General features: G+C 52.7%; 11 protein-coding genes. 5 read left to right on the top strand and 6 right to left on the bottom strand.

Annotation, left to right across the window (positions count from 1 at the left end; genetic code table 11):
* Nucleotides 1-5: 5 nt before the first annotated feature.
* The 3 genes from ACS5NO_RS04510 to ACS5NO_RS04500 form a co-directional block, all read right to left on the bottom strand.
* Nucleotides 6-575 (bottom strand): chemotaxis protein CheB, encoded by a 570-nt coding sequence (locus ACS5NO_RS04510; RefSeq protein ID WP_439414040.1) that lies wholly within the window; start codon nt 573-575, stop codon nt 6-8.
* 144 nt (nt 576-719) lie between these two features.
* A complete protein-coding gene (locus ACS5NO_RS04505; protein ID WP_439414039.1) occupies nt 720-1,547 on the bottom strand; it encodes a CheR family methyltransferase in 828 nt (275 codons plus the stop codon).
* Nucleotides 1,544-5,023, bottom strand: a complete 3,480-nt coding sequence (locus ACS5NO_RS04500; RefSeq protein WP_439414038.1) for a response regulator — start codon at nt 5,021-5,023, stop codon at nt 1,544-1,546. The genes ACS5NO_RS04505 and ACS5NO_RS04500 overlap by 4 nt, the downstream gene beginning before the upstream one ends.
* 374 nt (nt 5,024-5,397) lie before the next feature.
* Here ACS5NO_RS04500 and ACS5NO_RS04495 point away from each other — a divergent pair, with 374 nt between their 5' ends.
* Entirely contained in the window at nt 5,398-6,108 is a 711-nt protein-coding gene (locus tag ACS5NO_RS04495) for a response regulator (RefSeq protein WP_439414037.1), read from the top strand.
* Nucleotides 6,109-6,298: 190 nt separating this feature from the next.
* On the opposite strand, the gene ACS5NO_RS04490 is transcribed toward ACS5NO_RS04495, so the two are convergent.
* Entirely contained in the window at nt 6,299-8,185 is a 1,887-nt protein-coding gene (locus tag ACS5NO_RS04490; RefSeq protein ID WP_439414036.1) for a pseudouridine synthase, read from the bottom strand.
* 188 nt (nt 8,186-8,373) lie between these two features.
* Between ACS5NO_RS04490 and ACS5NO_RS04485 the strand changes: the two genes are divergently transcribed.
* Nucleotides 8,374-10,431 carry an acetoacetate--CoA ligase gene (locus tag ACS5NO_RS04485; protein ID WP_439414035.1) on the top strand — a complete coding sequence of 686 codons (2,058 nt, stop codon included), beginning with the start codon at nt 8,374-8,376 and terminating at the stop codon, nt 10,429-10,431.
* Between the two features lie 181 nt (nt 10,432-10,612).
* Complete coding sequence (locus ACS5NO_RS04480) at nt 10,613-12,295, top strand: S41 family peptidase (protein WP_439414034.1); 1,683 nt, start codon at nt 10,613-10,615, stop codon at nt 12,293-12,295.
* A gap of 62 nt (nt 12,296-12,357) precedes the next feature.
* On the opposite strand, the gene ffh is transcribed toward ACS5NO_RS04480, so the two are convergent.
* A complete protein-coding gene (ffh, locus tag ACS5NO_RS04475) occupies nt 12,358-13,677 on the bottom strand; it encodes a signal recognition particle protein (protein WP_114404068.1) in 1,320 nt (439 codons plus the stop codon).
* A gap of 222 nt (nt 13,678-13,899) precedes the next feature.
* On the opposite strand from ffh, the gene ACS5NO_RS04470 reads away from it, so the two are divergent.
* Both ACS5NO_RS04470 and ACS5NO_RS04465 read left to right on the top strand, forming a co-directional pair.
* The gene (locus ACS5NO_RS04470) at nt 13,900-14,313 is read left to right on the top strand and encodes a HEPN domain-containing protein (RefSeq protein WP_439414033.1); all 414 of its coding nucleotides are present in this window, start codon (nt 13,900-13,902) and stop codon (nt 14,311-14,313) included.
* Nucleotides 14,292-14,672, top strand: a complete 381-nt coding sequence (locus tag ACS5NO_RS04465; RefSeq protein WP_133299737.1) for a hypothetical protein — start codon at nt 14,292-14,294, stop codon at nt 14,670-14,672. The genes ACS5NO_RS04470 and ACS5NO_RS04465 overlap by 22 nt, the downstream gene beginning before the upstream one ends.
* A gap of 35 nt (nt 14,673-14,707) precedes the next feature.
* Here ACS5NO_RS04465 and ACS5NO_RS04460 read toward each other — a convergent pair whose 3' ends face one another.
* The gene (locus tag ACS5NO_RS04460; protein WP_439414032.1) at nt 14,708-15,268 is read right to left on the bottom strand and encodes an RNA polymerase sigma factor; all 561 of its coding nucleotides are present in this window, start codon (nt 15,266-15,268) and stop codon (nt 14,708-14,710) included.
* Nucleotides 15,269-15,465 lie beyond the last annotated feature (197 nt).

Genomic DNA, 15,465 nt, shown 5'->3' with positions numbered 1-15,465 from the left:
TTCAGTTAATCGTTGAGTGTGTGTAAAAAAGAGGCAATGTGTTCAGGTGTCAAAATGACAACATTTTTATTTCGGTTAATGGCGGCCTGCGGCATCACGGGATACTCGGCGGTGGCCGGATCCTGAACGATGGCCGTCCCGCCCTGCCGGACGATGGCCAGCAACCCATCGGCGCCGTCCTGGTTGGCTCCGCTCAGCAGGATCGCCACCGCACTTCCGGCGTAGGCCATCGCAATGCTTTCAAATGTGACGTCAATTGACGGACGGCTGTAATGAACCGGCTCGGAATAATCCAGACTGATCGTCCGGTCGGCTTCAATCAGCAAATGGTAATTCTGCGGAGCCAGATAGACGCGGTGCGCCAGAATAGCCTCCTTGTCGTCGGGCTCACCAATCACAAGCCCCCGACCTTTGCTGGTCAGGATCGCGTCCATGCTGCTGGTAACGTTTTTCAGCCGGTGCAAAACCACGAAAACCGCAAACGGAAAGTTCGCCGGCAGGGCCTGCAACAAAGCCGCCACGACCGGTATACTACCCGCCGAACCGCCAATCGCCACCACTTTACATCCGGTCATGGTTTTTCAGTTTAGGGTTTTCGGTATACAGTTTTCGGTATACAGTTTTCGGTATACGGTTTTCGGTGCGGTTCCCCGCCGGGACTGACGCATTCGAAGCCGCACGCGCCAGCGACCGAAAACTGTAAACCGTATACCGACCATTTATAACTTACTCCGGTAAATCCGAACTGCCGGACTCACGACATCGAACTGGTCCCGGGCTTCCGAAAACAGCAGCGATTCTTTCATGCCCAGCGCCAGATACCCCAGCGGAGCCAGGCTGTTGCTGAACAGCGTCATAACCCGGTTTTGCAACTCCCGGTTGAAATAGATCAGTACATTCCGGCAACAAACCAGTTGAAACTCATTGAAAACCTGATCGGTTGCCAGATTATGGGTCGCAAATACGATGTTCTTCCGGTATTCCTTGTGAATAATCGCGTTCTCGTACCGGGCCGTGTAATACGACGAAAAATCGTTCATTCCGCCCGACTGAATGTAGTTGGACGTATACTCTTTCATATTCTGCAACGGCACGATGCCCTGCCGCGCCCGCTCGAGATTGGCCGGATTCAGGTCGGTGGCATACAGGCGCGTCCGGTTGAGCAAACCCGCTTCGTGCAACAGGATCGCCATCGAAAACACCTCCTCGCCGGTCGAGCAGCCCGCGTGCCAGATTTTCAGGATCGGATACGACGCCAGCTTGGGCAACACGGTATTCCTCAACGCTTTATAAAAAGCCGGATCGCGAAACATCTCCGTGACATTCACCGTCAGCGACTCGATAAACCAGGCAAAAAACCGGTCATCGTTCGTCAATTGGTACTTCAGTTCGTAGGCCGTCAGACAGCCCGCTTTCTGCATACACCGGATGACGCGACGCTGGAGCGACGCCCGGGCGTAATCGCCAAAATCGTAGCCATACTGCCGCCGAACCAGGTGAACGACCTCCTCCAGATCTTCCGCTGAAATGTGAATCGGCGCGGTCATGCTTTAACGGATAACCAGACGCGCATCAACGAAAATAACCGGCCACTGTCGATCGGTTTGGTAATGTAATCCGACGCCCCCGCTTCGATGGTTTTTTCGCGGTCACCGGGCATGGCCTTGGCCGTCAGCGCAATCACCGGCAAATGCAGTAGTTTCAAATCCGAGCGAATCCGGCGGGTGGCTTCATACCCGTCCATCTCGGGCATCATGATGTCCATCAGCACAATGTCGGTATCCGGGTGCTGCTGCAACACCTCCAGCGCTTCCCGGCCGTCGACGGCAGTCAGAACATTCATTTGCTGCTCTTCCAGTAAAGTACTGAGCGCAAAAACGTTCCGCATGTCGTCGTCCACCAGCAAGACTTTTTTCCCCTGCAGGCTCTGGTCGTTGATGAGAGTCAGCGGTTTAGGCAACTCCTTCTTCTCGACTTCCTGCACTTTATACAAAAACAGTTCCAGTTCGTCCATCAGCCGGTCGATGGCCTGCGACGACTCCCGAATCACAACGTCGGACAGTTTTTTGAGCTGCCATTCATCTGCCGGTTTCAAATCCTTGTCCATGTAAATGATCACCGGTAGCGATTCCATCGGCATGGCTTCGCGCAGGTCCTTCAATTGCCGGACCCCTTTTTCCAGATTGCCCCCCATGTCGACAATCAGGCAGTCATACGGTTCTTTCCGCAGTTTTTTCAGTGCTTCCGCATTAGTGGCGACGTATTCGCATTCCAGATCGAATTTCCGTTGTCCGATAAATTGCCGCAGCGAATCGTCGTTGAGGTAATTGCCCGACAACACCAGCACCTTCTTGATCTGCCCCTGCAAGTGGTCGCTGATCCGCTCGAATGCCTTTTCCAGATCGTCTTTTTCGACCGGTTTCCGGATGTACGCCAGCGCACTCCCGATTCCTAGTTTCGGCTCGTCGGCCGCCGACATCACGTGCACCGGAATCGATTTCAGGCTCTCGTCGTTTTTCAGCCAGTTGATCACGCTCCAGCCATCCACCACCGGCAGTTGCATGTCCAGAATAATGGCCGACGGTTTGTATTTTCGGGCGTAGTAAATGCCTTCATCACCCCGTAGGGCCACAATCGTCTTGTATTTTTTGTTGCGGGCAAAATCCTGCACAACCCCGGCAAAAATGGGATCGTCTTCCACAATCAGCATCACTTTATCACCTTTCTCCAGCGTATTCCGGTCGTCTTTCAACGTGTTCTGTTCAACAATACCGTTTTGCAAACGCGGCAACGCTCCGTTCAAGGGCGTCGCAGGAGCACTTTCCTTCTTCGGTTCGGGGGCAACGGTGACGGGTTTATCGCCGGTTTGTGCCTCGGTCAGCGGCAAATAAACCGTGAAAGTGCTCCCCTGCCCTTCTTCGCTTTGCAGCCGCATTTCGCCACCGAGCCGCTTCACCAGTTCCTTACTGATGGAAAGTCCGAGACCCGTACCGCCATACTTGCGGCTGGTCGAACCGTCGGCCTGCTGAAACGCTTCAAAAATAACCTGCTGCTTGTCCGGCGAAATGCCGATGCCGGTGTCTTTGACGGCAATGACCAACCATCGGTCGGCTTTCAGGAGGGGGTCGTTGGCAAAACCGTCCATCGGATTTCTGGTGTTGAACGAGAGCGTGACCACCCCGCGCTGGGGTGTAAACTTGAAGGCGTTGGACAACAGGTTTTTGATAACCTGCTCCAGTCGCTGTTTGGCAATAAACAAGACCGGTGGCACCGACTCGTCCACTTCGGTGATGAGGGTGACGCCTTTCTGCTCCGCCACCACGCTAAACAGTTGCTCCTGATCGTAAACCATGCCGCTGACCGTCGCGTTTTCGGCCACCATGTCAATTTTTCCGGCTTCAATCTTGGACAAATCCAGAATATCGTTGATCAGATTGAGCAGATCCGAACCCGATTTATGAATGACATGGGCATACTCGACCTGTTTGCCGGTGAGGTTATTGGCCTTGTTCTCAGACAGCATTTTGGCGAGAATCAGGACGCTGTTCAGCGGAGTCCGCAGTTCGTGCGACATATTGGCCAGAAACTCCGACTTGTAGCGACCGGTTTCTTCCAGTTCACGTGCCTTCAGGGCGAGCGTCTGCCGACCCACTTCCACAGCCTCATTTTTCTCTTCCAGCTCGGCGTTGATCTGCCGCAATTCTTCTTCCTGAACTTTCAGTTCCTCTTCCGATGCCTGCAAAATTTCCGCCTGCCGCGTCAGTTCTTCGTTCGATTGCCGGAGTTCCTCCTGCTGGTTTTCCAGAATTTCTTTCTGTTCCTGCACCTGTTCCAGCAACCGGTTCACCCTTCGGCGGGCGTCGGCTGCGTTCAGTGCAATGGCAATGTTGTTGGCAACGGATTTCAGCAAATCGAGTTGGGTGGGGGTCAACGGCTGGAACGTCGCCAGTTCAATGACGCCTTTCAGTTCTTTTTTGTACCAGAGCGGCACACAGACCACCTGCCCCGGAACGGCTTTGCCGCTGCCCGACTGAATGGCCCAATAGTCGGCCGGAACGTGGCTGGTCACCACCACCTCCGACCCCGTGACCGACTGCCCCACCAGACCTTCCCCAATCGCATAATACCGGGTTGTGTGGGTTGGCAGCGCAACTGAAGCGTTCAGCTCCAAGTGTTGTTTTTCGTCGTCGTAGCAGTAGAAACCGCCCGCCTGAACGTCGAGGTACCGCGTCAAATTTCGCAGGACTTCCTGCGCCAGCGACTCCGATTCGCCCACTTCCTGAACCGAATCGTTTACCACCGTCATCCCGGTCAGCAGCCAGTTTTTTTCCATGCTAACCTGGTTGAGCTGTTCGACTTCTTCCAGGTTCTGCACCAGCCGGGCTTCCGCTTTCTGGCGCTTATTCATCTCATACCAAAACAGATAGGAAACGACGACGCCCAGAATCAACAGAATAACCGCCCCGACACTGAACACATAGATGGCCGTAATAACGGCCCTGTCGCTTTCTTTTTCACGGTTGGTCAGGAGTAATTCCTCCGCCTGAATCATCTCGTCCAGCGTTTTCCGAACCTGGTCCATCCGGGCTTTTTCGCCGTCGGTAACGCGGACAATATCGGCCCTGGTGTAGCGGGCCGCATCATCGCCCAATCCTTTCCAGTAGTACAACAATTCCCGAATATGCCTTTCGGCTTCCACCACCCGCCCCGTTTGTTCGGGACTGTCGATCACCAGCTTCCGAATGGCGTCAGCCGATCCTTCGATTTTCCCGACGGCCTCATAATACGGTTTTAGAAACCGCTTTTCGTTCGTACCCCGGAAGCCCCGCCGGCCGGTTTCCATGTCAACCAGCAACTGTTCCGTAATGGCTATACTTTTCAGAACCCGATAGCTATGCCGAACCCACTGGGCTTCTTCAAACTGATTTCGGATGGTTCGAAACGCGATGATACCAAGCGCAACAAAGAGAAACAGAGCCAGGACAATCCCTAAATACAACCGATTGGTCGACGATAATTTCATACAGTTGAAGCGTCAAAACGGCGGGCAACAGAGGCAGAATAGGCGCGCAGCAGTTTCGCAAAATATGCGGCAAATACGGGACTTGGCAATCCCGGCTTATCCGTGACACGATCCAGTTGGCATACGACAAAACCCGATGATGAAGCCATTTAATAAATTACAAAAAGGCAAAAATCGTACCGCTATTGTTACTACATTTACAAAGCTGTAGATTTAATAGTATCCCCTAAAGCTAGTAAGGAATTCAGTTTATCAGACAAAGAATCATAAAAAAATATCAGACTATTGTTCCTGAAAATAGTGTTGTGTATTTTGCCGGCATCCCGATTTCGAATATGAACCCTCCAGGTGTGCAACAAACCAGAAAAACTGACTTGACTGTTCGGGTTCTGATCGTTGAAGACAATTTCATTAACCAGACATTTTTATCCACCCTCCTCCGCAAATACGGAATCCCCAGTGTGGTGGTCAATAATGGGCTGGAAGCCGTTAATTTCCTAAAAAAAGAAACCGTCGATCTGATTCTGATGGACATCCAGATGCCGGTGATGGACGGCCTGACGGCGACGCAACAAATTCGGGAAGAATTAGGCTTATCGATTCCGGTGGTGGCCGTTACATCCAATCCGGAGTTCGAGGTACGGCCCCGGTGTCAGGAAGCCGGCATGGATGATTTTCTGGCAAAACCAATTCAAAAAAAACAACTGGAGGCCATTCTGGAGCGGTTTTTACCCCGAAAAGACGAACAGACACCGGTGGTCGACCAAACGTATCTACAGGAAATCACCGGTGGTGATCACGATTTAATCAACGACCTGATTGCTTTTTTTAAAGTAGAACTCCCGATCAATAAGCAGGCCCTGTTCGAGGCTCTGGACCAGAATAACCGCGATGAGTTTGACCACCTGGCTCACCGTTTCCGCTCATCGCTCAACTCCGTCGCCATGCTCGACATTGCTGCCGGGCTAAAAAAAATTGAGAAAAATCCGGCGTTGACCGACCAGGAAGTTCGGGAAAGCCTGACGGATCTGTTCCGCCAAATTGCCGTGGGGCTGGAAACGCTCGAAGTATTGATCAAGCGGTGACCGGTCGAATTGGCCCGTGAACAAAATGTTTAGGATTGTATAGAAAAAGGATGATAAATGAAAAATGATGAATACCGAATGTAAAAGTAGCTCCCAATCCAGCACTTTTACATTCGGTATTCATCATTTTTCATTTATCATTCCCTTTCTTTTTATTGTATTTTGAAGGGGAGTAAAACCTAAACAGGTTCTACAACAGAAATTTCAGCCGAATCACTTCCTTCTCGTTCAGATACCGCCACGTACCGCGCGGCAGTTCTTTTTTGTTCAAACCGGCATACACCGTCCGATCCAGTTTCGTTACAACGTAGTCGAAATGCTCGAAAATCCGGCGGACAATGCGGTTGCGGCCGCTGTGGATTTCGATGCCGATCACCTGGGCATCCGGCGTCACAATTCCCAGATCATCGGGTTTGATGTAGCCGTCTTCCAGTTCAAAACCGTCCCGAATCGCTTCAAAATGTTCGTTGGTCAGCGGTTTGTCGAGTTCAACTTGGTATACTTTCTTGATTTCGTTCGATGGATGGGTCAGTTTCTCGACCAGTTCGCCGTCGTTCGTCAGCAGCAGCAGACCGGTGGTGTTGCGATCCAGACGGCCCACCGGATAAATCCGGTACGGCGTGGCGCCCGCCACCAGATCCATCACCGTGTTGCGGTCTTCCGGATCTTCCGTCGTCGTGATGTAATCTTTCGGTTTATTCAACAACACGTAGGTCATTTTCTCCGGATTCAGCACCCGGGTACCGTATTTGATCACATCCGTGGGCTGCACTTTGTAGCCCATTTCGGTCACCACTTTGCCGTTCACGCTGACGTCTCCTTTGGCAATCAACTCATCCGCATCCCGGCGCGAACAAATCCCGGCATTGGCAACATACCGGTTCAGGCGAATCAATCCCGAGTCGGCATCCCGCGGTTTTTTATCACGGTCACCGCTGCCGGCCTGCTCACGAACTTTCTCGTGACCCACCCGCTTCGGTCGTTTGTCGCGCGAACCGCGGCTTCCCAGCGCCTGCTCCTTCATCTTGTCGATGTCGTACTCCGGCGCCCGCGAACGGCCTACCTGACGACCCCGGCTGTCTTCAATTTTTTGCTGTTTGGCCGCATCACTGTCGTCCTGCCGGGGGCGGTCATAACGTGAGGGCTGATCGTCCCGGCGTTCCCGATCGCCCGGACGACGATCCCGGCTGAATCCTTTGCTTTCGTCACGCGATTCCCGCGGACGGTCAAAATCACGGCGCTCGCGGTCGGCGGGACGCTCATCGCGCGATCCGCGATCATCCCGGCGCGGACGGTCAAAATCACGGCGCTCACCGCCAGACGGGCGGTCGTCCCGGCGGGGCCGATCAAACTCCCGGCGTTCGCGCGGTTCTCCTTCGCGGCTCCGCTCGGTATGCTCACCGTAGCTGCGTTCCGACCCAAACCGGCTTTCCCGGCGCTCGGGCCGGTCAGACTGGGGTCTAGCTTCATCATTCCGCGACCGGTCGCCGTGCGATTTTTCACTACCGAAGCGGCTGTTGCGGGTTTCCGACTGACCACCGTTGCGGCCATAGCGGGGTTTGTCATCCCGTGAACCCGAACCGCCAAACCGGCTGCTGCGGTTATCCGGGCGGTCATCCCGGCGGAAATCTTTATTTTCATCCCGTGGTCCGCGCGGACGGTCAAAATCACGGCGGGGTCCACCGCCTTCAAACCGGCCACCACGCGGGCTATCGCTGCGCGGACGTTCATCCCGGTTCCGATCCGGGCGATCCGATGACGGGCCGGACGACCGGCGATCATCACTGCGTTCAAAACGCGGACGATCCGGGCGCGAACCCGCGTAATTTGAGCCACCCGTCCGGGGCCGTTCCGATCGTTTATCATCAAACCGGCGTTCACCGGACGCAGGACGTTCTCCCCGCGGTTTGTCGAAACCCGGTTTGTCAAAACTGCGCTCTTTGCGCTCATCCTTACGGTCTCCGGAGTCCTTGCGTTTGACGACGTTGCTGTAGAATTTATTCGTCGTCTCCGTCTGACCGTAGCCTCCCGATCTGCCTTCCCGGCGGCCCTGGGGTTCTTCTCTTTTTTTGCTCATGAAAGTTGCAGTATCACTACTGTAGTTATTATAGACACTCTTGATTATCAGCTAGTTCGAAAACGCATCCTGAAATGGGCTGCAAAGTTAGCGTATTTTAATGTAACTTCTGTCTTTGTTCTGAAACGGAACACCATTTCGTCCGGAAACAATTCCTAACCTCACAACAATTCTGATTCCCCTTACCAATGGCTTCTGCAACGACTTCTATACCACCCGACTCCAAAGAACCCATCTGGAAACCCGACCGGCGGCTGATCGACCAATCGCAGATGAAACGATACCTGGACTGGCTGTTTGTCAAGAAAGGTTTGTATTTCCGCGATTACCACGACTTGTGGGACTGGTCGACCACCGACCTCGAAGATTTCTGGCGCAGCATCTGGCAGTTTTTCAATGTCCAAAGCCACCGCGATTACCAGGACGTGATCGAAAAACCGGCTTCGGGCATGATTGGAACCCGCTGGTTTACCGGAGCGACCCTGAACTACGCCGAACATATTTTCCGCAACAAAACCACCGAACGCCCGGCCATCCTTTTCCAGTCGGAACAACAGTCACTGACGTCGCTGAGTTGGTCGGAACTGGAACAACAGGTGACGGCCATTGCCCACTACTTACGCGAAAACAACGTCCGGCCCGGCGACCGCGTCGTATCGGTGTTGCCCAACATCCCGGAAGCCGTCGTGGCCTTTCTGGCGACCAACAGCGTAGGCGCCATCTGGTCGAGTTGTTCACCGGATTTTGGTACGCCCAGCATCATCGACCGCTTCCGGCAAATCGAGCCGAAAGTGCTCTTTGCCATCGACGGATATCACTATAACGGAAAACCTATCGACAAAACCGACGCGCTGAGCGACTTGCAAACGGCATTGCCCACGTTGAAAAAAGTGATTTGGGTAGCTAATCTCGATCCTGATTTCGAACCGACGACCGGCCCCCGCAGCAAGTCGATTCTGTGGAATTCCGTCTTACAAACCAACACGGCGATCCCCCTGGTTTTTGAACCGGTGCCGTTCGAACACCCAATCTGGATTCTGTTTTCGTCGGGAACAACCGGCAAACCGAAGGCCATCACCCACAGCGTCGGGGGCTGTTTGCTCGAACACCTGAAAGCACTGGCCCTGCACCAGGACGTTCAGCCCGGCGACCGGTATTTCTGGTATTCCACAACGGGCTGGATGATGTGGAATTATTCGGTGGCATCGCTGCTGGTCGGGGCCACGCTGGTGATCTACGACGGTTCGGCGGGGTATCCTAACATGGACGTACTCTGGAATCTGGCCGAGCGCGCGCGGGTCAATCATTTCGGCGCGGGGGCAGCTTATCTGCTGGCCTGTATGCGGGCGGGGCTGTCCTACGTCGGAAGTTCAAAGTTAGTTCACCTGAAAACCATTGGCTCCACGGGCTCGCCGTTGCCACCCGAAGGCTTCCGCTGGGTGTATGAATCGGTCAAAAAAGACGTCTGGCTGGTGTCGCTCAGTGGCGGTACGGACATTTGCAGCGGTTTTGTCGGCGGTTGTCCGCTGCTACCGGTTTACGAAGGCGAAATTCAGTGCCGGATGCTGGGGTGTAAACTCGAATCGTTCGACGAAAACGCGAAACCGATCCGCAACGAACTGGGCGAAATGGTGATTCTGGAACCCATGCCGTCGATGCCGATCTATTTCTGGAATGACAACCACAACGATTCTGCGGGTAACCAGCGCTACAAATCCAGTTACTTTGACCAGTACGACGGCATCTGGCGGCACGGCGACTGGATCAAAATTACCGACCGAAAAACCGTCATCATCTACGGTCGCTCCGACGCCACGCTCAACCGCGACGGTGTTCGGATCGGCACGAGCGAGGTGTATAGCGCCGTCGAGAGCGTTCCCGACGTAGCCGACAGCCTCGTGGTTTGCCTCGAACTCCCCGGCGGACGGTATTTTATGCCGCTCTTTGTGGTGCTCAAAGGCCAGACCACCGATCCGGTGACCGAACTCAACGCGGAAATGGCGCAGCGAATCCGGCTGGCACTCCGGACGCAATACAGCCCCCGGCACGTTCCCGACGCCATTTTTCAGGTACCGGAAATACCGTATACGATCAGCGGAAAGAAAGTGGAAGCGCCCGTTAAAAAGATTCTGATGGGCATCTCGCCCGAACGGGTGACGAGTCGCGATACGCTCCGGAATCCGTCGGCACTGGATACTTTTATTCTGCTGGCAGACAGCATGAAATCTGATTTATTGGTGAAATAGGAGAGTCGGAATAAATTCTATATCTTTCATTCAATTTCGGCAAACATTTTGCCCGTATTTTATCGTTATGCAGTAAGTGCTCACGGACTTCCGGGCGGTCCGGTTTTGTGCGTATTATTCGAGTAAACTAGTATCAACAACCTATAGAATGTTTTGCGGACGACTGTCCGTGGGTACGACTATGAGAGAACCTGAACGCGAAAAAATTCAGAACGACAAGGCGACCGTCCGGTTGCCGATGCTCCTGGGCATCACGCTGGCAGCCGGCGTATTGATCGGCGCTACGTTTTTTAGTGGCGGAAAAAGCCTCAACAACATCGGACGCGGGTATTCAAAGTTCAAGGAAGTTCTTCAACTGATTGAGAATAACTACGTTGACTCGGTCAACACGGACGATCTGGTGGATTATTCCATCTCCAAAATGCTGGAGAAACTGGATCCACACACCACCTACATGAACCCGACCGATGCCGTGGCCGCCCGCACCCAACTGGAAGGTGGTTTTGACGGGATCGGCGTGGAATTCAATATTTATAAAGACACGGTTTATGTCGTAACGCCGATGGCCGGTGGCCCGTCCGAAACCGCCGGGATTTTGAGTGGTGATAAAATCATCAAGGTCGACGAGACCGATATGACCGGCAGCAAACTGGACAATGCCCTCGTTTTCAAAAAACTGCGTGGTAAAAAGGGTTCATCCGTCAAATTATTCGTTCTGCGCAAAGGCGAGAAAAAACCGCTGACGTTCACGGTGCAACGCGACCGGATTCCGACCTATTCCGTCGATGCGGCTTACATGATCGATAACAAAACCGGATATATCAAGGTAAACCGGTTCTCGGAAACGACCTACGACGAGTTCAAGAAAGCCCTGGGAACCCTGAAGCAAAAAGGCATGAGCCAGATGGTGCTCGACCTGCGCAACAACCCCGGCGGCTATATGGACCGGGCGACGAGCCTGGCCGACGAATTCATCTCCGGTGATAAACTGCTGGTGTATACCGATGGCAAGGATGATCGGTACGACCGACAGACCAAAGCCCGTATTGCCGGCCAGTTTGAAGAAGGCCCGGTGATCGTGCTAATGGACGAAGGCAGTGCGTCGGCGTCGGAGATTGTGGCCGGTGCGTTGCAGGATCAGGACCGGGCGCTGATTGTCGGACGGCGGTCGTTTGGCAAAGGGCTGGTGCAAATGCCGGTGATGCTGTCCGATGGCTCCGAATTGCGGTTGACGATCTCCCGGTATTACACGCCAAGCGGCCGGAGTATCCAGAAACCGTATGTGGCCGGTCACGGTGAAGATTACGAAAAAGAACTGGAAGCCCGTTCGAAGAGCGGGGAATATTACATTGCCGACAGCATCAAGAACAACGCAAAATACAAATTTAAAACGTCGGGTGGCCGGACGGTTTTCGGAGCCGGTGGCATCACGCCCGATGTGTTCGTACCCCGCGATACGCTGTTCATGACCAAGTACCTGATTCAGTTGTTCAACAAAAACATTGTGCGGGAACAGGCGATGGAATACGCCAATGATCACCGCAAACAACTGGAAAAAGACGGTTTTAACAGCTACAAGAAGAATTTCGTGATCACGGACGCCATGCTGAAACGCCTGACGGACGACGCCACGGCGCAGGGCATCAAGTTTAACGAAGCCGAATACAAGCGGTCGAAGAAATATATCCAGACGCAATTGAAAGCCTACATCGCGCAGTATGCGTGGCGGCAGGGCCACCGCGATGGTCTCAACAACGAATTCTTCGAAATGCTGTCGGAAGGCGACGAGACGTACAAGAAAGCCCTGACGCTCTTCGATCAGGCGCGGTTATTGGAAAAAGGCGGGTATGCTTCCCACAAATAATAAAACCGGGCGGGGTAATTCCCGCCCGGTTTTTTATGTCCAACAGGCCAACTCCTTTTGGCTTACTTCATCATTTTACTGAGCTTGCCCGACGACTGCATCTGATTCATTTTCTTCATCATCTTCCGCATTTCGTCAAACTGTTTCAGCAGGTTGTTCACTTCCTGAATCGACGTACCGCTGCCGTTCGCAATCCGTTTTTTGCGGTTTCCGTCGATAATATCGGGGCGTTCGCGTTCGATGGGCGTCATGGAGCCAATGATGGCTTCGATGGGCTTGAACGAATCGTTATCGATATCGACATCCTTCATCATTTTGCCCATGCCGGGAATCATGCCGATGAGGTCTTTGATGTTCCCCATCTTTTTGATTTGCTGCAACTGCCCCCGGAAGTCGTTGAAATCGAACTTGTTCTGACGCATTTTTGAGCTAATGCGCTTGGCTTCGTCTTCATCAAAAGCCTGTTGCGCCCGCTCAACGAGTGAAATCACGTCACCCATGCCCAGAATCCGGCTGGCCATCCGGTCGGGGTAGAAGATGTCCAGGGCTTCCATTTTCTCGCCCGTACTCATGAACTTAATCGGTTTCTGAACCACGCCCCGAATCGAGAGCGCGGCCCCACCGCGGGCGTCACCGTCGAGTTTGGTCAGCACCACGCCGTCGAAGTTCAGCCGGTCGTTGAAGGTCTTGGCCGTATTGACCGCATCCTGCCCCGTCATCGAATCCACCACGAATAGCGTTTCCGACGGATTCAGGGCTTTTTTGAGGTTTTCCACCTCTTTCATCATCACCTCATCCACGGCCAGACGACCGGCGGTATCGACAATGACGACTTTCTTGCCGGTTTTACGGGCGTGCGCCAGGGCATTCTGGGCAATCTCGACGGCATTTTTGTTTTCCGGTTCGGCATAGACCTCCACACCCACCTGCTCGCCCAGCACTTTCAACTGGTCGATGGCGGCCGGGCGGTAAATGTCGCAGGCCGTTAGCAGCACGTTGCGGCCCTGTTTTTTCAGGAAAGCTGCCAGTTTGCCCGAGAACGTTGTTTTACCGGAACCCTGCAAACCCGCAATCAGGATGATGGCCGGATCGCCTTTGAGGTTGATGCCTTCGGCTTCGCCCCCCATCAGTTCGGTCAGTTCTTCCTGAACGATCTTGACGAACAGTTGCCCCGGCTCAACGGCGATCAGCACCTTGCGGTCGAGGGCTTTCTCCTTGACGCGGTCGGTAACCTCTTTGGCAACTTTGTAGTTTACGTCGGCGTCGGTCAAGGCCCGGCGCACTTCCTTAACGGTCGCGGCAACGTTGATTTCGGTAATCCGACCCTGTCCTTTTAAGGTCTTGAAAGCCTGATTAAGCTTATCCTGAAGATTTTCAAACATGATTCGATGCTTATTTACCTCCGCTTAACTCTGTTTTTCTCCGCTCATCTCCGCGAAATAGCTTTTAAAGTTGTTTCGCGGAGATGAGCGGAGAAAAACAGAGTTAAGCGGAGAATTGCAAAGTTAATGAATTTTAAGGCAGGTTGAAAATCGCTATTTGGTTCATTTCCGTTGACTTAATCGCAAATCTATCGTCTAAAGAGATATTAAAATGCGGCAATGATGAATGGAAGGCTACTCAAGCAAATTTCTGAAGTACGAATCAAAGAAGCGGCTGTCTTGTTATCAACAAAAAACTATTGTGGTGCCTATTATTTGGCTGGATATGCCATAGAATGTGCGCTGAAAGCCTGTATCGCTCAAAAGACAAAAAGACATGATTTTCCGGATAAGAACTTTGCCCAAAAATGCTATACCCATGATTTAAAAGAATTGGTAAAACTAGCAGATTTAGAGGTACAACGACTAAATTTGGAAAAGCACAACAGCACCTTCGCTACCAATTGGACCATCGTGAAAGACTGGAACGAAAGTAGCCGGTATCGAATGATTACAAAAGCCGAGGCTAAAAACTTACTTGATTCAGTAACCGACCCGGTTAGTGGAATATTAATATGGATACAGCACTATTGGTAAATAAACAACTGGAAGAAGGAAAGAAACTTCTCGAAAAGCTGGATGCTTCGGGTGCTTCCATTCCGGTTGCTCTCTGGATTAATCTTCCGGATACCGAAAATTGGCGTTTATTGTTTGCCATGAAAGGTATTGATCGGGACGGATCAAGAATGGCCTACACTAAAATATACAAGGTCATCAAAGAAAATGAAATCGACCTTTCATTAGGCGATGTATCGGTGATTGATACGCATAATACATTGTGCCGTCAATTGAAACACATGATCCATACTGAACCCGGAATCAGTAACATTCCTTTTTTTGGCAACTACATACACGGTCAGCGGTTTCCTGATTCGGTGCTTTATCGGGTAAATTGATAGACCCTACCCTATGGCCCAAACCCATACGGTTTTCACAACAGCAACCCGTGCCAGCCTTCCCGCAACTTATTCACTGCGCGGTGCAGCAGATTGCCGACGGACTGGTAGCTGAGCCCCATCACTTCCGCAATTTTGTCGTTGGACAAAGCCGCAAAAAACTTCAGGTGAACGGCTTCCTGCTGGCGGTCGGTCAGGGTTTTCAGGAGCGTATCCAGGCGGCTGCGCTGATAGGCCGATAATTCCGTTCGGATCAGTTCGTCTTCGAAGCTCTCGGACTGAAGAAAACCGTCGGCCATCCCGTCTTCAAAAGGCTCTGTCTGGCCCCTTCGGAGGGCATCTTTATACAGTTTCCGGCGCAACGATTTGAACAGATACACCCGCACATACTCCGTCTGCGCAATGTTTCGGCGGTAGGCCCAGAGTTCCACAAACAAGTCCTGTATGCAATCTTTCAACAGATCAGCGTCGCGGGTGAACTTAAAACCGTAGTGGTGCAACGGGCGGTAGAAACGCCGGATCAGCTCTTCAAAAGCCACTTCGTCCCCCATTCGAACCTGATTCCACAGATCCGGGTCCGGTATCGTTTCTTTCATACGGACGGAGAATTAAGCATACAACTGAATCAGTTCACGAAGATAACCCAAATGCCGTTCTTCTCAAAAAGTAGTAGTTTATCCGTAAAAATTTGCAGCGAGCTGCGAAAATGAGTGACTTTCACAGCCCCAACCCCCTAAAGGCCGGGCGGCCTTTAGGGGGTTGGGGGCAATTCAGCAAAAAAAGTTAACGTCCT

This window comes from Larkinella fluvii (genome assembly GCF_051857545.1).
GTDB lineage: Bacteria > Bacteroidota > Bacteroidia > Cytophagales > Spirosomataceae > Larkinella.
Note: the sequence above shows the minus strand (reverse complement) of the source record. Positions and strands in the feature narration are given on the sequence as shown.